A 23,273-nucleotide genomic window follows, 5' to 3' on the forward strand; every position below is an offset into this window, starting at 1 on the left:
ATTTAGTAAATTTCTTAAATATTTATAGCTAAAGATTTATATCAAACCTAAAATATAAGTTTTTAGTTATGAAAAGCAAAGTTTTTATAAGACTGACCTCACAGAAGAAAAAGAGAAGAGAAAGTTAGGCTATTTTGAAATAAAATGAAACGCCTGTTTACAAGGGTTAAGATAAAGGGGACACACAACAAAGTTTAAAGTGGAAGTATAAAAAATTACACGTCAACATTTTCCACTCTTTTTCACGAATTCCATGTTAAATAACATGATTGCATATAACTTATAGAAGGTATAAAAGTTTTTATGTTCTGGGTGACAGTTTACTCGATAATAGTACGTTTTGTGGAATCTTAGAAATATTCTCTTTTGCAAGAAGCGTAAAATTTGATGACCCTTTTTATCAAGGCATTATCAAGGCAGGTCTTTCAGTAATAGTCCTACTGCTGTTGAATACGTAGCAAAGTATTTAAATTTAGAATAGTTTAAACCTGGATGGAGTTATTTACCCTTTGGTGGGCACCACGGACAGCAAGATCAAAATTACTTAATTTCATATGTAGCAGTATCCAAAATTCCCGCCTTTATTTATTCCTATTTCTTCAACAAATTTCGTTTAGCTAACCAACAATGATATTATGGGTTGCTACTACCTATGACAATACTAGAGCTGAGGAGATACTGGAGCAGGCAGTTAGTGAAATATGTAATGCACTTAATGTTCTCAACGAACAGGGTGCTCAGTATGTAGTTGTTACAAATGCTTCTGACATTGACTTAATACTAGCTTTTAACAAAAATGGAAAAGCAAAGGCACTAGCTACAGAACTCACAGAGAGTTTCAATGTAAAATTAGCTAACGGTTTAGATGATATAAGGAAAAGTACAGATCTTGAAACAAAAGTATTTGACCTTAACTCTAAAATGAAAAATATGCTCAGCAAATATTAAGAGCAAAGGTTTAAGTTATCAAGATGTGTGTATATCGGATGTTGCAGATCAATTTAGAGGATTTAAGGAAAACATAAAAATACTTTTAAAGTTGATCCTAAAAGGAAAACTTGACGCTCACTATAATCCTGGGTGTAGTAAAGAAACACTAAAGAACTATTTCTTTTTTGACTGTTTCCATTCAAACTGCGGAATCTCACCATAAAGTTGGTAGTGAAATATACGCTTGATTAAAAGCGATGAATGTGAGTTAATTCACACTAAATAACAAGAGAATGTACTCTTGTAACCAGATTGATTGATAAATTGATTTTACTATCATTGCAACTTATTATGCATAGATAATCTCAGTAAAAATAATGAAGCTAAATGAAATTAGAGAAAGATTTATAAAATTTTTTGTACGTAATAACCACAAGCAGGTTTTTTCTTCTCCTTTAATTCCAGAACATGACCCAACGCTTATGTTCACAAATGCTGGCATGGTGCAGTTTAAAAACATCTTTACCGGTATACAAAAAACTGACATAAAACGTGCTGTCTCAAGTCAAAAGTGTCTGAGAGCAGGCGGTAAACATAACGATCTTGAAAATGTCGGCTATACAACTCGACACCACACATTTTTTGAAATGCTCGGAAATTTTAGTTTCGGTGATTACTTCAAAGAAACTGCGATAGAATTTGCGTGGAAATTTATCACTGAAGAACTGTCTCTTGATAAAAACAGATTGTCCATAACCATCTACCATACTGATGATAAGTCGTACGAAATTTGGCGTAAGGTAAGTGGCTTTTCAAACGATAAAATCATCAGGATTGCAACAGATGACAATTTTTGGAGTATGGGCAACATTGGCCCATGTGGACCATGTTCTGAAATTTTTTACGACTATGCAAAGCCTAATCTACAGGACGATGACAGAACTGTTGAAATCTGGAATCTAGTATTCATGGAATTTAATAAAGATGAGGAAGGCAATTTGCAAAAATTGCCAAAAAAATGCATCGATACTGGTATGGGCCTTGAGAGAATAGCTGCTGTAATGCAAAACGTCTATGATAACTATGACATTGATCTATTTTCCGCTCTGATAAGTAAATTACAGGAATACTGTGGAGATGTAGAGAATAAAGCAGCACATAAGGTCATTGCAGATCACCTTCGTGCAGCTGCGTTTCTTATTGCAGAAGGGGTACTCCCTGGAAATGAAGGTAGGCATTATATATTACGCAGATTAATCAGGAGAGCCGTGCGTTACATTCATCAACTTGGATATAATGATCCCCTACTCCATCGCATTTTTCCAGTGCTGATAGATAGCACAAGTTCAGCTTATATGGGAGGTGTCTATCCTGAATTAATCAGAGCTAAAAGCTTAATAGAAATGACATTAAAATCAGAGGAAGAAAACTTTAAAGACACTCTGATGAAAGGTATTAATCTTTTGAATAAATGCACTACAGATTTAAAACCAGGCGATACTTTATCGGGAGAGTCAGCGTTTAAGCTATATGACACTTACGGGTTTCCTTTAGATATCACACTCGATATTTTAAAAGAAAGAAAAATAAATTTCGATCAAAAAGGTTTTGATAATGCAATGGAAGGACAGAAAGAAAGAGCACGTGCTAAATGGGCCAGATCTGGTGAAAAATTCATTGAGCAAGTATGGTTTAATTTGATTGATAAATTTGGCAAAACAGAATTTGTTGGTTATGAGTTTAGTGAGATAAAGGATGCAAAAGTACTAGTCATACTTTCCTCTAAAAATGAAATAATTGATTCTGCAAAAGAGGGAGAGAAGATAACCATTATACTTGATAAAACACCTTTTTATGGCGAATCAGGTGGACAGGTAGGAGATACTGGTAGTTTCATTATCCCTTCTATCATCCCAGTGCTTGATACTAGGATCCAGAAAAAAAATGATAGGTCATGCGATCATATTACTAAAGGTATAGCTATAGTAGAGAATACCAATAAAGTTAATGACCTATACTTGCACAGATGCATAGTTAAATCTGGCTCGATTTGTAAAGATGACATAGTTACAGCAAGCACTGACAAGGAAAGAAGGCAAAACCTAAGAAGAAATCACTCAGCTACACATCTTCTGCACTTTGCATTAAGAAAAATCTTGGGTGATCATGTCACTCAAAAAGGTTCCCTAGTTGCACCAGATAGATTACGATTTGACTTCAGTCATAACACTCAAGTTACTCACGACCAGCTGTCTTTAATAGAAGATATGGTAAACTCTTTAATCAGAGAAAATCTTTCCGCATTTACGAAAATTCAGAGCGTGAATCAGGCAATAGATGAAGGAGCTATGGCGCTGTTCGGCAAAAAATATGGCGATCAAGTTAGAGTTGTAAACATTGGAGATTCAAAAGAGTTATGTGGTGGCACACACGTAGAGCGTACTGGAGAAATTGGTTTGTTTAAGATAGTAATAGAATGTTCCATTGCATCTGGGGTAAGAAGAATCGAAGCTTTAACCGGTCAAGAAGCAATTAGTTATGCACGTGATAATGAAATCAACTTAAAAAAAATTGCAGAACTCGTAAAAGCGCCAGTAAATGAAATAACAAGCCGGTTAAGTATTTTAAACCAAGAGCGCAAAGAGTCCGAAACTAAAATAAAAAGCCTCTACAAAAAGCTTGTAAGCACAGAAAACATAAAAAGCATTGAAATAAATGGAATGAATTTCGTAAGCCACTCTTTTACTGACATTCCAGCAAATATAGTAAGGGAATTCATTTTACAGCAACAAAAACCAAAAACGGTAATAGCTTTTACGGCAATGGAGAAAAATAAAACAGTGTTGATCGTTAAAGTAAGTAAAGATTTAGTCGATAAAATTAGCACGAAAGAACTGGTATCTACCGTAACTGGGAGAGTTTGTGGTGGAAACGCTGAGCTTACTCAAACAGGCTGTGATAGTAGTGATATTTTCACAGCTATTTACAGTTACTTAACAAGATAGTGTATTATGCACCTGCTGCTGAGCAAAGCTCGTTAACGGAATTCTTATGTTCCTGTGTTACAAGCCCATTCAATTTAGTGCTTACTGCTCTTTCTGTTTCTTGACAGATGTTTTTATCCTTGCTGATTAATGTGAATTCAATATCCTTAAAAAATCTATCCCACATTCCACACAGATGATCTTTTATCTTAGGCCATATATCCTTTTTAAATGTTTCACCATCATCAGAAAATACATCACCTACTAAAGCTCCCATTTCTTCATAACTCAACTCAAAATATTTAAGCAATGTCTCTACTTCCTTATAAGTATCATGCGCCATATCTAATGCTCTTCCTTCTGTACTTTCATTCTTTTTCGTGGCTGACCAGCCCATTTTAATATAGCCTAAACCAACTTTGCAAGAGCCCCAAAACCGTGAAAGTCCACTTTTATTATCCTTTGGTACATTATTTATTATATTTCCCGCCAAATTGCCTATCAAAGGAGACAATAAAACTTGACAAAAATGTTTGACGTTATCTTTCGTTTTAATCACAGGATATTTGATGCATTTCTCTGCTAAATAATACTCAAGTTCTGCTTTTTCTAATAATTTTTTGATTGCCTCCCCATCAAAGGCTTCATTCCTCTTGAATACATCTAGCAACTCATCTTCTATTATTGCAAATTTTATTTTTTCTCGAGACGTTAGCTCTTCTTTGTAATCATTTTTTGTTTTTTCATTTATTAATAACCATTCTTTACATAACTCTAATTGTTCTAATGCTTTTAGAATTCTTTCATTCCTTTCTAAGAACACTTTTATTGATTTTGTACACGGATGCCCTTTTTCCCTACCATTTAGTTTAGTTTTTAAACACTCATTTTGACCTTTTAGTGTTTGTTCTATTTCTAAATTTTCTTGTTCCTGCTTGCGGGAAGCCTCAATCATTTCTGCTAGATCTGGCTCATATTCTTTCAATATCCTGCATAAATCCAGAACACCCCTCTTTTGTTCTTGAAGTAATCTTTGCACTTCATATTGTTTTATCTCTAAATACGTCTTTTCTACAAAGCCATTTACTTCACCTGAAGTTTTTGCTTTCAGCCCATCAAGCTCTTCCACTAAGGACTGCTTTACTCTATCATCTAATCTACTCAGTAGAGTCCGAATAGCTTTTATTCTTGACTCTATTAACCTTTGCTCAATCTCTTGATCATCGTGTTCTAATTTAAAAAGATCTTCTAATCTCCTTTTTAAGGCACCACCTTTTAAGTTACTGTTTCTCCAATTCTCATGCATTTCTTCCAATTCTTTACATATATCATTATATCTTTTCAATACTACCTCTTTTAAATATCGAATTTCTTCTTTTGCATTACCTAGAGCCGTCCTTGTTTCTTGAAGATACTTATTCTCAGAAACCTCAATAAATGTTCTTTTACGTACTTCTTTGTTGTACTTCCATTCCGCTTCATACACAGAAAACTCATATTCTTTTAAGTCTTTTGGTACTTCTACCCCTGCATTTTCCAAATCTTCTATTATAATATCTTTTTTACTTGATAACTCCTTACCTTGGCTTTTTAATTCTTGCTTTACTAATACTTCTTTCAGCCTTTCCTCTAACGAAAAACCTTCCTTTCTTATTCCCTCTCCCTGTGCAATCTTGATTGCCTGTATAAAGGCAACTCCGTAAGCATCCTGTATTAAGTGACTTGTCAATTTAGGACCTACACTATTCACTACTTTTAGTCTGAATCCATTCAACAGTTCCTTCAGCTTATCGTAAGTAATATCTTTCTTTTCTATTTTTATCAGCTCCTCCATAGTTCTTGCGAACTCCTGAATTGAAGTCTCAAGCACTTCCTTGATCTCATTACGCAAAGGCACAAGACCATTTCTTAAATGGATATTAGCTGATAACTTCAGCACGGTATTATGTTCTGAATCCCGTATAACAAATGGTTTATCATTTTTATCTTCACATAAATCTCTAAGCAACTGCTCAAATTGTGACGGAAATTTCATTTCCATATTCCATGTAATGTTTGGCCCAGTAACTTCTGTTTCATGAAAAGATATCTCAACATTTTGGTGTTCATTATAATACAACCCCATACTTACTTTAAGAGCAGCAATCAAAGAATAAGATAATTCTTTATTCAAAAGATAAAAAGTAGCCAAGGCGAGCGTTGCAGGAATAATTAATACTACAAGCACAGCTATGTTAACAAGAATTGCTATTGCGGCAAGGACACCACATGCTAATCTTTTTATTGTACTTTCACTTACTTCGCTCTTTTTTGTTTTATTTTCCTCTGAACTATTCTGTGTTTCATCGTTTGTTTTAAACCTGTTATATGTAACTAACCCTAATGCAGTAAAAGCGATATAAGGAAGCATTAAAACAGATAGAGCTAAATTCAGCACCTGTTTTTCCGGGCAAGCTCTATTTATCTCCTTAAATATTTCACTTGATACATTACACCAGGAAGTGAAAAAGTCAGAGTCATAACTTTTATAATGAAATATACTCAGTGGAATATCAAACCCAGCTAACAATTTCTTCTTTTCTTCCAAACTAGAAAGAGGTTGTTGTTCTCCTGAAGTAACAATAGGCTCTTCTTTATTGTTATTTGAGCTAAAAACTTTTTCACAACCTACAACAGTATTCATATTATATCACTTTACCTTAATTACCTTAAGTATAGCATAAATGCTGACAATTTACAACTATTAACAATTTAACTCGATACCAACAATTAAATCTTGGTATTCTTTAGAATAAAAGTTGGCTCCAATTTCTATATTAATTTCTAAAGATAAGGAAAGAGTCTGCTCTCTTATATACTCACCCCACGTATTTATTGCTCTTTTAATTTTCTCATCTTCGGTTTTGATTATTACTCTGATTCTATCGGATATATGAAAGTCAGCTTGCTTTCTGGCTTCCTGAATAAGCCTTACAACATCTCTTGCAAGCCCCTCTAGAACCAGAGCATCATCTAAGGCAGTATTCAGGATAATAATCCCTTTGTTGTCACCAAACACAGAAGAGTATTCACTGTTCGTCTTTAATAATAGCTCGTATTCGTCTTTCTCTATAATGTAGCTTTCTGACTCATTACCTAAAAATACTTGCTCATTATCAACTTGCTTCCATTTCCCCTCCTTGACATATTGAACTAGTTTCTTGACCTTGTCTGGAATTCTTTTCCCAAGCATAGGGAAGTTTAGTTTCAACTCCAATGATGCGATACCTTCAAGGCTATTTACTAACTTTAGCTCTTTCACGTTTACTTCATCTTTTATCATCTCTTGATATTCATTCATGCTAGTTTTCATCTCGGCGTTTGACCATTTTTTCTCTTTCTGGGTCCCAGTGTCATGCATTGGGGTAACAGGAGAGAATTTTGGAATAACAACAGAAAGCGGCTCACTTTCAAGAAAACTGCAGGAAGACTGATGATAAACAATCATACTGCCAAGTGGCTGTCTGACGCGTATATTGAAAGTGTTTCTAATAGACAATGCAGAGTTGCATATTTCTCTTACCAAATCCATTTTGGCAATGAGTTCACTATTATACCTCTCTAACTGTGGAAAATCAGCCAAATGAACAGATGTTTCTTTATACTTAAGCCCCTGCCATATAGTCTCTGTTATAAGTGGCAACAAAGGAACCGCGGCTCTTAATATGTAATAAAAAACTGTATATAGAACATTGTAAGCATCAATTTTATCTTGGTCCAAGTTACTTTTCCAAAAACGCTCACGACTGCGACGAATATACCAATTATTTAGCACTTCAAAAAAATCTATCAGAATCTTACAAGCTTCTTGGGAATTATAGTTGCTCATAGAAGCTTGGATACCTTCCACAGCTTCAAAGCATTTGAAAATCATGTAAGAATCAATAGTACTTTTATATTCCTTACAAACTTCAGCTTTAATTCCGTCTGCGTTTGCATACATGGTAAAAAAGTGATAACTGTTCCAAATAGGTTTCATTACATTTTTCAGAACGTCCCGTATTGAGCTTCCTTCTTTATTAAGCAACAAATTGCCACCACAAACAATAGATCCAGAAAGCATAAGAAAACGCAGTGCATCAGAACCATATTTATCAAAAACCTCCATCGGGTCTGTATAATTATTTAAACGTTTGGATAATTTTTGTCCTTTTACATCGAGAACTACACCGTGACATATGCAGTTCTTAAACGGTTCACTGTCAAATAAAGCAGTGGATAACACAAAAAGCGTATAGAACCACCCTCTTGTTTGTGCTATATATTCAGTGATAAAATCTGCGGGGAAATTACTCTCAAACCACTCTTTATTTTCGAACGGATAGTGGACCTGTGCAAATGGCATCGAGCCAGATTCAAACCAACAGTCAAACACGTCAGGCACACGACGCATAATCGATTTTCCTGTTGGATCATCAGGATTTGGTCTTGTTAAAGAATCGATAAATGGTCTGTGTAAATCATTCACTTTAACGTCAAAATCTCTTTCTAATTCTGCTATTGAACCATATACATCCACCCTTGGATATCTTGCATCATCTGATTTCCATATAGGAATTGGTGTACCCCAAAATCGGTTGCGAGAAATCGACCAATCGTGCGCCCTTTCAAGCCACTTTCCAAATTGACCATCTCTTATGTGGTTTGGTATCCAATTAATTCTCTTATTCAGCTCAGTCATTCTCTCCTTGAGCTTTGTTACAGCAACGTACCAAGAAGGCATAGTGCGATAAATCAAAGGAGTGTCAGTCCTCCAGCAGTGAGGATAATTGTGTATGCATTGTTCAGTTTTGAACCAATTTCCTTGCTCTTTTAACTTCTTTATTACCGCATCATTGGTATCAAAAACATGAATTCCTGTTAAATCTGAAACTTCAGCAGTAAATCTTCCACTGTTATCAATTGGACAAATGGCTGGAATATCATGGCTTTGACATAAGTAAAAATCTTCTTCACCAAACCCAGGAGCAGTGTGTACAACACCAGTACCATCTTCTCCTGTAACATAATCAGCAATGAAAACACGAAATGCATTCTTCGTACCTTTAAAATAATCAAACAGTGGCTTATAAGAAAGACCTGCTAGATCATCTGCTTTAAGTTTTGTATTGCAGTTTTCATATGGAATATTGTTTTGTTCACAATGACCGATAAATTTTTCCAGGTAGTCTTCAGCAAAGATATATATCTCATTATTTACTAGACTTACTTCATTGTCCTCTGTTATCATCTCAGTGCCTTCTTCTGTCATCCCAGTTCTTGACACTGGGATCCAGGTTTCTTTTTCTTTAGATTCCAGTGTCACGTGCTGGAATGACACTAAAGAGTGAACTGACACTGCACAATACTCAATATCTTTTCCTATCGCTAAAGCCAAGTTACTCGGCAACGTCCAAGGAGTTGTAGTCCAGGCAAGTAATTTACATTTTTGTTTAAACTGCCGTGGATTTTCTAAAAGCTCAAATGCAACAGTTACAGCTTTGCTAGTCTTTTCTCTATATGCAGTATCAAGCCTTGTTTCAAAATTAGATAACGGAGTTTCACATGCCCAACTATATGGAACAACGCGTACCGATTCATATACCAGACCTTTATCATAAAGCTGCTTAAACGCCCATATGACCGACTCCATGAATGACTTATCCATGGTCTTATAGTCATTATGAAAATCTACCCACCTTGCCTGCCTATTTACATACTTTTCCCATTCTGATGAAAATTTCATCACAGAAGTACGGCAATAGTTATTGAATTTTTCAATGCCAAATTTTTCTATCTCAGTTCTGCCAGATATTCCAAGTTCCTTTTCTGCCCCCATCTCAGCTGGCAGCCCATGACAATCCCAACCAAATCTACGTTCAACCTTTTTTTGAAGCATAGTTTGATATCTCGCAAATGCATCCTTTATGAAACCAGTGAGTAAGTGCCCATAATGTGGAAGTCCATTTGCAAATGGAGGTCCATCGTAAAAGACAAAACAATTATCCTTAGAACGTTTCTCAACTGACTGCTCAAAAATTTTGTTTTCCTGCCAAAATTTTATGATTTCCTTTTCTAATGATGAAAAATCAGGGCTGCTTGGTGTATCAGGATAATGCTTTGGCTTCACGTTCACTATTTAAAACTAAAGAGTATATAACTTTCTGGAAAATCACAAATTCAAAAAAATAAATTCATTCCTGTAGTTCACACCCTAATAGACTATTTTGCCAAGCTTCCAATATCCTTACATTCACTACCTTATCTCTACATTTATCTTCAGGATCATCAATGCACACAGATTGCATATACGGGCTTTTACCAATAATTTGGTTTTGGTATTTACCTTTTTTATCGCCAAATAGAACAGGTACAGTTTTACCTACCATACTCTGGTTAAACTCAAGTTGTTGCTTACTAATCAACTTCTGTAAATGAAGAAGGCGTTCTGTTTTAACCTTTTCTGGTACCTGATCTTTTCTTTCTGCCCCTGGCGTACCTGGCCTTGTGCTGTATTTAAAGCTATAAGCCTGAGCGTACCTAACTCTTTCCACTAATTTTATAGTCTCTTCAAAGTCTTTTTCGGTTTCTCCAGGAAAACCAACGATAAAGTCAGAAGAAAATTCGATTTTGGGTTTCAATTTGCGAAACCTTTCTATTATTTCTAAATATTCCTCTGCAGTGTGTTTTCTGTTCATCGCACGCAATATCTTACTCGAACCTGACTGCACAGGCAGGTGAATAAATGGCATAAGTTTTGGTGCCTCCGCATGTGCCAAGTAAAGAGACTCATGCATATCCCTTGGGTGAGAAGTCGTATAGCGAATTCTTTCTAGTTTTTCAATTTTAGCAATATGACTAATTAATTTTCCTAAATCCCACACTTCCCCTTTGCATTCGCCATGATAAGCATTGACGTTCTGACCAAGTAAATTGATTTCTTTTGCCCCATTTGCAACTAATTTCAATGCTTCACGGAATATTTCATTTACTGGCCGTGAATATTCAGCTCCGCGAGTATATGGCACCACACAAAATGTACAAAATTTATCACAACCCTCTTGTATGGAAAGAAATGCAGAAGATCCTTGGCTATTACCATAGCATTCATCCGGTAATCTATCAAACTTCACAACCTCAGGAAAATCAGTGTTTATCACATGACCTTTACTTCTGCTTGCTTTAACTATCAGCTCTGGCAGGGTAGCTATGCTCTGTGGGCCAACAACAATATCAACAAAAGGTGCTCTTCTAAATATTTCTTCTCCCTCTGCTTGTGCAACACATCCCGCTGCCACTATAGTAATTTCTTTATTTTTTCGTGATGAATGAATTTTTCCAAGCTCAGAATAAAGCTTTTCTGCTGCTTTCTCTCTAATATGACAGGTATTAAGTATTACCAAATCAGCTTTTTCTGCATCGTTAACAACGTTGAACCCCAAAGGTTTAATTATATTTTCCATTAAAACGGAGTCATAAACGTTCATTTGACAGCCATAAGTTTTGATATATAAGCCTTTCATGCTTTTATTATTTGGCATGTTTTTTTAATCCTTTTACTCTATACGTAAATGTCTAAACACATACACCGATATCGTTCCAGCACATGACGCTAGTGGACTTATCACAAGTAAGTATAATAGATTTTTATGGAATATAATACGAAAAACTCGATCCTAGTGTCAAGTACATAGCTGTACGAACATTGTAATTTTAGTCCACCAAGGTGGTGTTATTCCAGTGCCCCCCTTCTTGTCATTCAAGCAGCTGATACTGGGATCTCACTTTTACGCATTGGACCACAAATATTAAGAAATTTATCAAGTAAAGAAAAAAGGCAAAAGAACCCCATATAGAAGTTGCTCACTCTCTAATCTTGTAAATTGCCGTACTATACTGTCTTAAAGTTTTATGGTGCGTTTCGATTTGTATAGGTAAAAACCTGAAATTTAGGTAAGATTTATAAAGGCATAAGGTGTACATAGTACAAAAATTAAAAAATAAGACGCCAGCCCCGTTATACTCTTGTCGTTTAATCTGTATAGATTGAGATAAATAAACACCTTCAATCTCATGATAAAGGATTGGCAAGGTTTATCAAGTAGTTTTTCAGCCACATTTCTATAAACTACAAGAGAAGAAATACTAGACTTTATACCTTTTGCACTCAAACTCACATAAATCATGAATTGTGCATGTTTCACACAAGGGTTTTTGTGCTTTGCAAACATATCTACCATGTAAAACTAGCCAGTGATGAGCATAGAGTAGGTATTTTTTTGGAACTACATTTAAAAGAGATTTCTCTGTTTTGAACACATCTTTTTCTTTCACAAGGCCAATTTTATTGCTCACTCTAAAAACATGAGTATCAACTGCCAATGTTGGAATGCCAAGTCCCGAATTTAAGAATACATTAGCACTCTTTCTCCCCACTCCTGGCAAAGACACCAAGTCGTCAAAATTAGCAGGCACTTTACTAGTGTACCGCTCAACTAATATTCTGCTGAGCTCAATTATGTTTTTTGCTTTGGAATTATACAAACCAATACTGCTTATGCGTTTCTTAAGCTCACTCTGCCCAAGATTCAGCATCTTTTCTGGCGTATCAGCGATGCTAAACAGCTCTTTTGTAATTTTATTAACACTCACATCGGTTGTACGTGCAGATAAAACTATAGCAACCAGCAATGTAAAATGATTGGTATAACTTAGTTCTATTTTCGGTATAGGACTCGATTGCTTTAATTTCTCAAATATCAATTCTACTTTTTCTGAATCCATGCATAGAGCTAAAAGCTTATATTATACTGTAATATCCTACCATACAAATCCAATTGTTCCGTAGTTATAGCGCTTAGTGTTAACACCAGATACATTATTTACTTCATCAAAATTCCCTCTCAGCAAGCTTATTTACCACCTCTGCAAAACACTTCCTAACAAGGGATATAATTATTGACATTAACAGTTTTCATGTACCATACTGCCCTAACAGATCAGTTTCCTTTTGTACTCTATCTTTTGGACCTTCCTCAAGTAAGTCTCTTATATGTTTTTCAGCATATATTTTATAACCCTTGAAAAGACAGGAGCTAGCACTTCAATTAATATTGCTAATGCAAGCAGAGAACCAAGTATACCTACACCAACAGTTAATCCATTAGCAATAAAATTTGTTGTAAGTAAATAAACAGAAAAAGCAGCGATAAGATAGGTAAAAAGAGGTTTACTGCCTAGTGCAATATAGTTCATTTTGTTCATAAACCCATAAGTAGAAATTTCACTATTTCCATACTTAGCCATATAATGGCTCGCTAACTTATAAATAACGTATTCACAAACAATATTAAATGCTACTATCCACCATGACAAGTAACAGCCTACAGTAATGGTAGTTAATAGAGCTAAAGGTAAAGTGCTTTCTTTTCCGATATTTAGTAAAGCATTTTTACGCACTATGAATTCTAACGCCAAGGCCTTTTTATCCTCTGCAACTGAACTTCCACCTTTTCTAGGGAAACAATATAATTGGATAATTGTATACCTGGCTTTGCTTGACATTGATTTAGTTCTTGTGTTAACTTTTTAATTTCCATCCCTTTTTTGAAGATACCTAAACTTGGATCTTGTAAAACTTTTCCCATTTAACTTATAAGCTTAATCCAGTTTTTTAGTCTTCTTCAAACAAAAGGCCTTTACTCTTTGAATATAGACATTAATTTTACGCAACTTTTCCAACTGCTTCTTCTTCAGTGATATTCAATTTTTCAAATAATTTCTTTCTATAATGAAATTCACGTACTGTTAAATGCCCATCACCTTCAGCACTAACGTTAACTTTAACACAGGGATTTCCTGACTCTAAAGATTTAATATATTTTTTCAGCTCTTCATAAGCCTGATAAATCCATATAAATCTATTTCCTTCTCCACCTTTATTAGAATGATCTACAAGTATTAATTTCCTATGCTGCTTCTTTAAAATTCTGCTAAGCTCTTCGTAATTCTTATCTACAACTTGCTCAGCCTTTATTTTCAATAAGCTGAACAAATCAGTGTTATCGTGAAACTCCTGAACAGTTAATTTAAAATGTCCATTCACTACTATATCCTATACAAGCATTACGTACTCTTAACATAACAAATTAAATATTGCATGCAACTAAAACTCTCAACAATAACTTAAGAAAAGAACCCCTCTTTCTCATCATACAAATACAACTTATCCATTCTCACTACATCAAAGCTATTTCCTTCAAGTTTGATTAGCAGGTTGTTTACATCAATGTTTGTGATAGTTTTTTTTTCGTTATTTGCAATAAACCTGCAAGTTACTTGGTCACTCAAAGATTTTGAATCTCCAGGCCAAATCGCCAGCCCTTTTGAGTATATTGCTATAACCTTTGGATTACTTGATTCAAATAATTTCACTATTTGATCAAAATTGCTGAATTTGTCCCAAGCAAGCGTTATGTCGCTACCAACCAGTTTCCTAACTTTATAGTCTTGTTCACAGTTACCTTGTATTTTACTAATTTTACTACTTACACCACTGCTAATTATAAGCTCAGGCAATATTCCAGGTTTCTTTCCTATATTATCTATAACAGCCTCTGTAAACTCTTTCGTACCAACTTTCTGTTTACTCTTCTTCTCTTTATACAGATCAGCAGTGTGTATCCCATCCTCTAAAGTCTTTAGCCATGCATCGTAAACTAATTTTGCAACATCTGCCTGACCTATATAGATCAACATATGCACTGCAGCATTTAAAAGGCCAGAAGGATTAGCTATATTTTTTCCTGCAATATTAAGAGCAGAACCATGAACTGCTTCAAACATTGCATATTCACTACCTATATTACTACTTCCAGCAAGCCCTACAGAACCTGAGATTTGTGCTACTATGTCTGACAATATATCGCCATATAAGTTCTCAGTTACTATAACATCGAAATTTTCGGGTTCTGTGGCAACACGTGCCATTCCAATATCAACTATATAATGTTCCGCCTTTATATCTGGATATTCTTTTGCAATATAATCGAATGCTGTATGGAAAGTGCCATCGGTCATTTTCATTATGTTATCTTTAGTTAGACAAGTTACTTTCTTCCTATTGTGCCTTTTTGCATAATTAAAAGCGTATCTGCATATTTTCTCTGAGCCAGATCTAGTAATAATTTTAGTGCACTGGTAGGAATCACCAGTGAGCCTATGCTCTATTCCTGTATAAACGTCCTCTTCATTTTCGCGTATCACTACAATATCAAACCTATCGAATTTATTTTCTATAACAGGATGATATGAAGTGCATGGCCTGATGTTTGCATATAACCCTAGACTTTTTCTGAGTGCAACGTTTAAGCTTTTGTGCCCTTTGCCTTGTGAAGTTGTTGTCGGAGACTTGAGTAATACCTTTGTTCTTTCAATAGACTCCCAACCACTTGGAGAAATTCCGTAAGACCATTCCTTATTATAAGCACGCTCTCCTATTTCAATAACATCTATTGAAATCTTTGCCTCTGCTTCGCGCAGCATCGACAGCACCGCTTCCATAATTTCTGGTCCGATACCGTCACCATATGCAACTGTGATTGGCGTTGACATAACTTCCCTAACTATAAATGATTTAATATTAATTCAAATAATAGGGCTGGTCAATATTATCTAAATTAGTACATTTATTATTATTTAATAATGTGCTTTCATACTAGTCATAGCATCAGAAAACACGGGCAGTGTATGGATACTAAAATAAGTTATGCAAGAACTATAAAACGTATCCTTACGTTTGCCATTGATTACATCTTAGCATAGGGAATAGGGTTTGTCATTGGATTTACTACTCGATTTACCGAGCGCCTTCTCTATTACTCAATGTGACTGAAATAATTTTAGATAAAGCAGTGATTATACAAGTAATAGAGGTAATACTGGAATTAACATTTTATGTATTTACGATAATAGAATTTGGTGGTACTCCAGGACAATTGTTACTTCGCATGCGTGTAAAAGACGAGAATACACTTGAAAAATTACTCTAACACAAGCAATAAAGAAAACAGCAGCTTTTGGAGTGTCGTATTTTATAATCTGTCACACACTACTCAATATTTCTAATCTATTCATAGTTGAATCAATCTTAACCATATTACTTGCAATCTTTAACCAGCGTAAGCAATTTCTTCACGATAAAATTGCAAAAACAGTAGTAATAGACCATAAACTTAGTTGATACTTTTCTTTAGCTGTCGATATCATGGAAAACCCTTCAATCGTGTTTTGAACTATTGATAAGTCTATTACAATAAAGTATTATAGTCTTGTTAGCTGAACATTACTTAAGTATATGGGAGTTTTGTGGACAATTCTGGGGAAGATATTAGGTAAGATTTTTCCTGCTAAAACAGTAAGCTCTTTTCTAGGAATAGGATATTTACCAGGTTGGCAGAACTATTGGTCTTCTTTTTTAATATTACTTGTTGCAGACATTACATTAATTCTCACATATGGAGGCGATTTTATACTATATAAGATGCCAAGTTCCGGCATAGTCGTGGCTGCTATTTTTATGAAGTTGGCAGTAGTTATGTTAATACTGCAATTAGTTGGAATATCTATTTTTCATGCTCAGGACCCTTCAGCAAGCAGTGATGAAAACATAGTAATACAAATAGCGTCAGGACAGGTACTGACCGTTGCACTTTCAATGCCAGCAATAATGTCAATTTATTATACTGTGAGTAACCTCTATGGGAATGTATGCAAGCAGATACTTCAATGTCCATTTTGGTTTAATGATTTTATGCACTTATTCTTCTTTTTTATAATACCTTATATATTTTTTAACTTTGTGGAAGTGATAAAACCTTGGCCAATAAGTTCAATACAGCTCAGTTATAACAATGCAATATCAATCACATTTGAAGGGATTTTCCATACCTTTTATGCAGTAATTTTGCTATATTTAACTGCATTTATATTCTGCGACCTAATTATGCATAATGCAATTATCCTAAACAAGAGCATAATTCAGTATATGAAAGAAAGTTCAGCGGTTTTAGGCAACTATTTACATAACACTGTTAGAAAAATAAGTATTGAATAGTACTTATTTGTTTATATATTCAGTATAAAAAGTGTGTGGTTTGCGTGAATCTACAAAGCATAATAAAAGAATTACAAGATTTTTGGGCTGGTGAAGGATGTATCATACTCTACCCATATACATCTGAGGTTGGGGCTGGAACATTGCATCCTGCAACAATCATGTCAGCAATTGACGCAAAACCAACAAAAATTGCATATCTACAACCAGTAGTTAGGCCAGCAGATGGACGCTATGGTGACAATCCTAATCGCTTACATCAACATCATCAATACCAGGTTATAATAAAACCATCTGGTAATAATTTGCAAGATGTCTATTTAAGTAGCTTAAAGGCTCTTGGCATATCCACAGAAAAATATGATATTAAGTTTATTGAAGATGATTGGGAAAATCCAAGTGTTGGCGCATCAGGGCTTGGGTGGGAGGTGACATGCAATGGAATGGAAGTAACACAACTTACTTATATACAGCAAATAGGGGATATTAACTGCAGAATAATCCCTGGTGAAGTGGCGTATGGGTTGGAACGTTTAGCAATGTGCATACAAGGTGTAAATAATGTTTATGATATAATATGGAATGACAATGGTGTAACTTACGGAGATATTTTTAAGCAAAGAGAGTATGAACTTTCTTACCTGGCATTAGACTATTATAATACCGAAGTAGTACAACAGCAATTTGAAGATACAGAAAAACTGTGTAAATTTCTTATCGAAAAAGAGTTACCGGTAGCAGCTTATGACCAATGTGTTAAAACTAGTCATCTACTTAATCTGCTCGATGCAAGAGGTGTACTTGGCGTAAATGAACGCACAGCGTATATTGGTAGAGTGAGAGAGCTGACAAAAAAATGTTGTGAGTTATATATGAGTAAGTAACATATGCCATCACAATTATTGTTTGAATGCCTTTCAGAAGAAATACCATCGAGAATGCAGAACTCAGCTGCAGCTCAAGTTAAGAGTTATATCACTAATGCTTTCAGTAAAAATAATGTGAAATTTGCATCTATAGAAGTTTTTATAACGGCACGTCGCATCACTCTTTTTGTTGACAATATAAGCATTTCTGGGCTAAAAGGTTCTAACAATGAAATTAAAGGACCAAATGTCAACGCATCAAAAAGTGCCATCGAAGGTTTTTTAAGGAAGAATAAAAAAAGCGAAACAGATCTATTTGTTCGCAAAGTGAATAATGTAGACTTTTACTACCTTAAAAAGGACGTTTGCTCATTTAACATCAAAGAATTCCTCAAAAATCAACTAGAGGGAATGCTCAAAAGTTTCTCTTGGCCAAAAAGTATGAGGTGGAGTGAAAGAAAAGAAAGATGGGTTAGGCCAATTAAAAATATTTTATGTACTTTAAATAACGAGATAATACCTATATCTTTTGCAGGGGTAACAGTATGCAACATAACATATGGCCATAGGTTTCTCTCAAGTGGCACAGCATTAACTGTTAGAACACCTAAAGACTACTTCGAATTGCTAGAGAAAAATAACGTAATCCTTCAGCCGGGCAAAAGAAAGCAATTTATATTGGATCAGATTAACAAATTTACAAAGGAGCAGAATTTACAACTTGAAGAAAATGATTATTTACTAAATGAACTGACAGGACTTATAGAATGGCCAATCGTATTATTTGGTGAAGTGAACCAAGAGAAATTATTGGGATTACCAAAGGAAGTAATTCTTAGCATAATTAATACACAGCAAAAGTACCTTGCTTTGAGCAATGGACAGAAAATTTCACATTTTATTACTGTTGTAAATGTTAACAATGATGAAGTTGTTAAAGGACATGCAAGAATATTGGAAGCGCGTCTTGCTGACGCCCAATTTTTGATATCCCAGGACAAAAAGGAAAATCTGGATTTTTATGTCAAAAAATTAGACTCTATATTATTCCATGCTTCTCTCGGTAGTATTGGAGAAAAAGTAAAGCGCATTATAACTTTATCAAAATATATAGCAATATATGTTCCACGTGCTTCACTAATTAAAATTGGGCGTGCCGCATATTTAGCAAAAGCTGATCTAGCAACATTGATAGTAAAAGAGTTTCCAGAATTGCAAGGAATAATGGGTGGATATTATGCTTCTTATTTCCAAGAAGATAGGGAGATAGTGGAAGCTATAACTGAACATTATAAGCCAATTGGGCCAGAGCAAGAGTGCCCTAAGTCTCCTGCTGCAATTGTTATGTCCATTGCCGATAAGATAGATAGTTTGGTTGGTTTAATTGCAGCAGGTGAAAAGATTTCCGGCTCGTATGATCAGTTTGGTTTACGGAGAATGGCAATGGGTGTAATTAGAATGATACTTGAAAATAATTTGCACATTCCGATCAGGCTATTGATAGATAAATCAGTATCTTTATATCCCAAGCTTGTATTTACTAAAGATGTAACGTCAGTTAATCACCCCCATAAGTTAAGTAGAGCAGAGCTGGTGCTTAAGTTTTGCTTAGGAAGATTCAGGGTTATTTTAAAGAACAGAGATATAAGGCAAGATATTGTAGATTCAATATTATGTAAAGATGATATTAATGATCTGCTTACAGCAGAAAAGCAAACTGTTATATTGGATCGTTACCTTAGTACGCCTGAAGGCAAGCAGATCCTGAGCACTTATAAAAGGGTCAGTAACATAGTGAACAAAGCAGAAAAAAATGATAATACTGCTTACAGTGCACTCTATAATAAGAAGTTTTTAATTGAAAGCGAAGAAATGGTATTATCAGATTATGCTATAACTGCTTGTAGAAACATTAAACAAGCAATGCAAAGTGGCAACTTTAATGCAGCGCTTGATGAACTTATCCGTTTTACCCCATTTATTAATCAATTTATGAACAGTGTAAAGATCAACTGCGATTCTGATAAGCTAAGAAGAAATAGATTGTCTTTGCTTGCTAATGTAGTTTCCACATTTCATTTAGTAGCATATTTTAACCTTATACAAGTTAAACAATGGGCTATGCCATAAATATTCAAGCAATAAAAAAACAAATCGAGTTATCTCCACAATCTTGTGGCGTGTATCAAATGATTGGAGATAAGGACAAAGTTTTATACGTTGGAAAGGCAAAAAACTTAAAATCAAGGTTATCTAACTACCTTCGATATGAAAACCTTTCTGAACGAACTAAATTTATGCTCTCGCAAGTTATTAAGGTTGAAGTACTCGTCACTGAAAATGAAATAGATGCACTACTTCTTGAAGCACGGCTAATCAAATCATTGAAGCCACCTTACAATATTGTATTCAAGGATGGAAGATCTTATCCTCATATAGTGATTTCCAAGCACAATTACCCAAGAATAGCGCAATACAGAGGAAAATTCAAAAAGGGTGAATTTCACTATTATGGTCCCTTTATATCTGTCGCTGCTGTTAAGCAAACTATGTTGTCATTGCAAAAAACTTTTCTTTTAAGAGTATGTTCAGATCAATATTTTTCCTCAACAAAAAGGCCATGTATTGAATATCAAATTAAGCGCTGCTCAGCACCATGCGTTGGTAAAATTACAAAAGATGATTACTGTCAATCAGTAAAACAAACACGAGACACATTGCTTGGAAGGAATGAGAAAGTGAAAAGACAGTTATTCTCTACAATGGAAAAGTGTAGCAAAGAAGAGAACTATGAGCTTGCTGCTATATATAGAGATCGGTTAAAGTTCCTTGAACAAATTCAAATGCAGTCAATGGATTTTTCTTTTGAAAAAGATGCAGATTTTTTCGGCATTGCACGTAAAGAGGATCTGGCGTGTATTGGTGTGTTATCATTCAGAAATAAAGATAACTATGGAAGCACTCCTTACTTTGTCGAAAACTGTAGTGATCATCCAGATGATGAAATTTTATCCACCTTTTTAATCAAATTGTATAATTCAGCTAACATACCTCCAGCACAAATTTATGTTTCTGACTTTGTTACAGGTAAGGAATTTATAGAGCAAGCACTACGTAACGTTACTCACAAACCAATAAAAGCCTTGCACGCAAAAAGTAAAAAAGAACATGATTTGTTAAAATTTGTTTATGATAACTCACAGCATAGCTTAGAGCAAAAGCTCACTGATTATAAAAACAACCTAGAAAAATTTGAAGAGCTTAGTAAAGTTTTCCTGTTACCAAATATTCCAAAACGTGTCGAAGTTTATGATAATAGCCATATATCTGGAAATCAACAAGTTGGTGTTATGATTGTTGCAGGAAAGGAAGGTTTTTTAAAAAGTGAATACAGAAAATTTACTATCAAAGAAGAAATTTTAGGAGATGACTATAAAATGATGAGGGAAGTGCTAACCAGACGTTTCTCCGGCAATATAAAGGACGTGGTTCCTGATTTTCTACTGATTGATGGTGGTCCAGGACATATTTCCGTAGTACAGAATGTGTTAAACATATTAAATATAAATGTTCCTTTTGCTTGTATGGCAAAAGGCTCTTACCGCAATGCAGGAAATGAGAGATTTTATATGCCAAACAGAGAAGATTTTACTTTGAAAAATGATAGCAAAGTCATGCTTTACCTACAATCACTACGCAACGAAGCTCATCGTTTTGCAATAACCTCGCACAGGAAAAAACGTGATAAGCAGTTTTTTGTTTCACCGTTAAGCAAAATAACCGGCATCGGTAACAAAAGAAAAAATGCGTTGATGTCTCATTTTGGTTCGGTAGAAAACATAAGCAAAGCTTCTCTAGCTGAAATTCAAAGTGTAGCTAGAATTAGTAAGGAGTTAGCAGAAGTTATCCTTAAACACGTAAATAATAAAGAATAGATGCAGAGGTGTAGTTGAGATACAAGCGAAAAGACTTTAAATTTTTGCCTCAAACCACATTGCACCTTATTGAGTCCATCTCATCTTAAGAACCTGTTTATAATCTTTTAAGGAGCGAGATAATGAAAGCAACAATTTTTAGGGTTTATATTGAATCAAAACTCCTGTGATAACATTATATATTTTGACTTCATCCATTTTAGGTAAGGTTAGACAAATTTTTTTATTTGAAACACTATGGTTATGCGATCAAGGCTAATCTCAATTCTCTTGACTAATTTCTTTATTACACTACGTCTGTCTATCCAATGCAATTGGTCAAGCTCTGCTTAACACTAGAGAAAAACCTCTTTAGGCTGTTTGTAATACTAGCCAACTCCCGTTGTACTGCTTCCTGATTTTTTATCTTTTCCTTTTGCTTTTTAACTTTCTCCAAATCTTCCTCTCTCTTTTTTATTATCCGCTCAAACTCTCCCTTGTTTCTATATTCCCTTTATTATAACCGTAAGTGAGCCTTTCAATACTTTGATTTAATCTCCTTTCTTCCTCTTCAAGATTATGTTTTGTGGTATAGCCATCAATGGGTATCTCAATATCTCTATTCAATCTACCTTTCTGTTTTTCAAACGCTTTATCCAGTGGCTTTCTATGCTCTGAAATTCTATGCTAGTACTCCTTTATAATTCTGTTTGGCTCTTTTAATAAGTTTTCCACTTCTTCCCAGGCAGGAGTTTCCAATATTCCTGCACGAATTAGCTTACCACTACATCTTCTGATTTCACTATAACAATAATAAAGGTTAGGACCACTACAACGATAGTAGCTTCTTTTAATATCGCCACTTTTTACACTGTGATAGGTATATCTACAACGCCAACATATAACCAACTCTTGAAGTAAAGACGTTCCTTTACTCTTCCGTACTCTTGCTCTTTTCCTATTCTCAGCCAGTTGTTCTTGTACTGCATCAAATAATTTTTCTCCAATTACATTTGGTATTGTTATATTGATCCAACTTTCTCGGTCATTATGATAGACGGAATAGCTTTTTTTGCGCATTTCCTACTCCACTTCTTTTTTTATTGGACCTAACTTCGTTTTACTAAATGCTGCTTGCCCTTTGTATGCAGGATCCCTCAAGATTCTATTAATTGCACTTGGATGCCAATCTCTTTTGCCCTTTGGTATAATAATACACATCTTTTTCAGTCATTGTACAGCTTCTCTTAAAGTCGCTCTTTCTTGACCTACTCACGCAAACAGTTTATGCACTATTTCCGCTTCCTCTTAATTAACTTCAAACCTTGCCTCTCCCCTCACACTATATACTTTACATAACAGTAACCATAAGGAACTATTACTCATTACACGACCTTCTCTTGCTGCATAGATTTTCCCTCGGCAATTTCGTTCTTTCATCTCAAAA

General features: G+C 34.8%; 19 protein-coding genes. 8 read left to right on the plus strand and 11 right to left on the minus strand.

Annotated features, from left to right (window positions below; all coding sequences use genetic code 11):
• Positions 1-627 precede the first annotated feature (627 nt).
• From CCY16_RS05885 to alaS, 3 genes are all read left to right on the plus strand, one after another.
• A complete protein-coding gene (locus CCY16_RS05885) occupies positions 628-948 on the plus strand; it encodes an SGNH/GDSL hydrolase family protein (RefSeq protein WP_143696889.1) in 321 nt (106 codons plus the stop codon).
• Positions 949-973: 25 nt separating this feature from the next.
• A complete protein-coding gene (locus tag CCY16_RS05890; RefSeq protein WP_245800652.1) occupies positions 974-1,153 on the plus strand; it encodes a hypothetical protein in 180 nt (59 codons plus the stop codon).
• Between the two features lie 154 nt (positions 1,154-1,307).
• On the plus strand, positions 1,308-3,935 hold the full coding sequence (gene alaS, locus CCY16_RS00595; protein WP_088414141.1) for an alanine--tRNA ligase: 2,628 nt from the start codon (positions 1,308-1,310) through the stop codon (positions 3,933-3,935).
• A 4-nt stretch (positions 3,936-3,939) separates the two neighbouring features.
• On the opposite strand, the gene CCY16_RS00600 is transcribed toward alaS, so the two are convergent.
• From CCY16_RS00600 to icd, 7 genes are all read right to left on the minus strand, one after another.
• Positions 3,940-6,597, minus strand: a complete 2,658-nt coding sequence (locus CCY16_RS00600) for a hypothetical protein (protein WP_088414143.1) — start codon at positions 6,595-6,597, stop codon at positions 3,940-3,942.
• A gap of 60 nt (positions 6,598-6,657) precedes the next feature.
• Positions 6,658-10,062, minus strand: coding sequence for a class I tRNA ligase family protein (locus CCY16_RS00605; protein WP_088979759.1), 3,405 nt, complete (start codon positions 10,060-10,062; stop codon positions 6,658-6,660).
• Between the two features lie 64 nt (positions 10,063-10,126).
• Entirely contained in the window at positions 10,127-11,455 is a 1,329-nt protein-coding gene (gene miaB / locus CCY16_RS00610) for a tRNA (N6-isopentenyl adenosine(37)-C2)-methylthiotransferase MiaB (RefSeq protein WP_088414163.1), read from the minus strand.
• 622 nt (positions 11,456-12,077) lie between these two features.
• Positions 12,078-12,716 carry an endonuclease III gene (gene nth, locus CCY16_RS00620; RefSeq protein WP_088414147.1) on the minus strand — a complete coding sequence of 213 codons (639 nt, stop codon included), beginning with the start codon at positions 12,714-12,716 and terminating at the stop codon, positions 12,078-12,080.
• A 264-nt stretch (positions 12,717-12,980) separates the two neighbouring features.
• A complete protein-coding gene (locus CCY16_RS05895; protein ID WP_245800653.1) occupies positions 12,981-13,496 on the minus strand; it encodes a hypothetical protein in 516 nt (171 codons plus the stop codon).
• Between the two features lie 160 nt (positions 13,497-13,656).
• Positions 13,657-14,037, minus strand: coding sequence for a hypothetical protein (locus tag CCY16_RS05900; protein WP_245800654.1), 381 nt, complete (start codon positions 14,035-14,037; stop codon positions 13,657-13,659).
• An 80-nt stretch (positions 14,038-14,117) separates the two neighbouring features.
• A complete protein-coding gene (icd, locus tag CCY16_RS00630) occupies positions 14,118-15,545 on the minus strand; it encodes an isocitrate dehydrogenase (RefSeq protein ID WP_088414149.1) in 1,428 nt (475 codons plus the stop codon).
• Positions 15,546-15,844: 299 nt separating this feature from the next.
• On the opposite strand from icd, the gene CCY16_RS05440 reads away from it, so the two are divergent.
• The 5 genes from CCY16_RS05440 (at position 15,845) to uvrC (ending at position 21,847) form a co-directional block, all read left to right on the plus strand.
• Positions 15,845-15,982: a hypothetical protein gene (locus CCY16_RS05440; RefSeq protein WP_218916632.1), complete on the plus strand. Its 138-nt coding sequence runs from the start codon at positions 15,845-15,847 to the stop codon at positions 15,980-15,982.
• Between the two features lie 305 nt (positions 15,983-16,287).
• Positions 16,288-17,046, plus strand: a complete 759-nt coding sequence (locus tag CCY16_RS00635) for a phosphatidylglycerophosphatase (protein WP_088414151.1) — start codon at positions 16,288-16,290, stop codon at positions 17,044-17,046.
• Between the two features lie 44 nt (positions 17,047-17,090).
• The gene (locus CCY16_RS00640) at positions 17,091-17,930 is read left to right on the plus strand and encodes a glycine--tRNA ligase subunit alpha (protein WP_088414153.1); all 840 of its coding nucleotides are present in this window, start codon (positions 17,091-17,093) and stop codon (positions 17,928-17,930) included.
• Positions 17,931-17,933: 3 nt separating this feature from the next.
• Complete coding sequence (gene glyS / locus CCY16_RS00645; protein ID WP_088414154.1) at positions 17,934-20,042, plus strand: glycine--tRNA ligase subunit beta; 2,109 nt, start codon at positions 17,934-17,936, stop codon at positions 20,040-20,042.
• Complete coding sequence (gene uvrC / locus CCY16_RS00650; RefSeq protein ID WP_088414156.1) at positions 20,027-21,847, plus strand: excinuclease ABC subunit UvrC; 1,821 nt, start codon at positions 20,027-20,029, stop codon at positions 21,845-21,847. The genes glyS and uvrC overlap by 16 nt, the downstream gene beginning before the upstream one ends.
• 301 nt (positions 21,848-22,148) lie before the next feature.
• Here the strand turns inward: uvrC and CCY16_RS06590 are convergent, their stop codons facing one another.
• Genes CCY16_RS06590 through CCY16_RS00660 form a run of 4 tightly spaced genes read right to left on the minus strand, consistent with a single transcriptional unit; the run spans position 22,149 to position 23,047 of the window.
• Positions 22,149-22,283, minus strand: a complete 135-nt coding sequence (locus CCY16_RS06590) for a hypothetical protein (protein WP_281250487.1) — start codon at positions 22,281-22,283, stop codon at positions 22,149-22,151.
• Positions 22,284-22,303: 20 nt separating this feature from the next.
• A complete protein-coding gene (locus CCY16_RS05450) occupies positions 22,304-22,453 on the minus strand; it encodes a hypothetical protein (RefSeq protein ID WP_179946007.1) in 150 nt (49 codons plus the stop codon).
• Between the two features lie 60 nt (positions 22,454-22,513).
• Positions 22,514-22,906, minus strand: coding sequence for a recombinase zinc ribbon domain-containing protein (locus CCY16_RS00655; RefSeq protein ID WP_088414158.1), 393 nt, complete (start codon positions 22,904-22,906; stop codon positions 22,514-22,516).
• Between the two features lie 3 nt (positions 22,907-22,909).
• Positions 22,910-23,047, minus strand: coding sequence for a recombinase family protein (locus CCY16_RS00660; RefSeq protein ID WP_088414160.1), 138 nt, complete (start codon positions 23,045-23,047; stop codon positions 22,910-22,912).
• Positions 23,048-23,273 lie beyond the last annotated feature (226 nt).

Origin of the sequence: Wolbachia endosymbiont of Wuchereria bancrofti, from assembly GCF_002204235.2 — a bacterium.
Classification (GTDB): Bacteria; Pseudomonadota; Alphaproteobacteria; order Rickettsiales; family Anaplasmataceae; genus Wolbachia.

Bases quoted from the DNA above. Each gene is read 5' to 3' on its own strand.
- CCY16_RS05885 (WP_143696889.1), top strand. From the start codon at position 628: ATGATATTATGGGTTGCTACTACCTATGACAATACTAGAGCTGAGGAG.
- alaS (WP_088414141.1), top strand. From the start codon at position 1,308: ATGAAGCTAAATGAAATTAGAGAAAGATTTATAAAATTTTTTGTACGT.
- CCY16_RS00600 (WP_088414143.1), bottom strand. From the start codon at position 6,597: ATGAATACTGTTGTAGGTTGTGAAAAAGTTTTTAGCTCAAATAACAAT.
- miaB (WP_088414163.1), bottom strand. From the start codon at position 11,455: ATGAAAGGCTTATATATCAAAACTTATGGCTGTCAAATGAACGTTTAT.
- nth (WP_088414147.1), bottom strand. From the start codon at position 12,716: ATGGATTCAGAAAAAGTAGAATTGATATTTGAGAAATTAAAGCAATCG.
- CCY16_RS05895 (WP_245800653.1), bottom strand. From the start codon at position 13,496: ATGTCAAGCAAAGCCAGGTATACAATTATCCAATTATATTGTTTCCCT.
- icd (WP_088414149.1), bottom strand. From the start codon at position 15,545: ATGTCAACGCCAATCACAGTTGCATATGGTGACGGTATCGGACCAGAA.
- CCY16_RS00635 (WP_088414151.1), top strand. From the start codon at position 16,288: ATGGGAGTTTTGTGGACAATTCTGGGGAAGATATTAGGTAAGATTTTT.
- glyS (WP_088414154.1), top strand. From the start codon at position 17,934: ATGCCATCACAATTATTGTTTGAATGCCTTTCAGAAGAAATACCATCG.
- uvrC (WP_088414156.1), top strand. From the start codon at position 20,027: ATGGGCTATGCCATAAATATTCAAGCAATAAAAAAACAAATCGAGTTA.
- CCY16_RS00655 (WP_088414158.1), bottom strand. From the start codon at position 22,906: ATGCGCAAAAAAAGCTATTCCGTCTATCATAATGACCGAGAAAGTTGG.
- CCY16_RS00660 (WP_088414160.1), bottom strand. From the start codon at position 23,047: ATGTGTATTATTATACCAAAGGGCAAAAGAGATTGGCATCCAAGTGCA.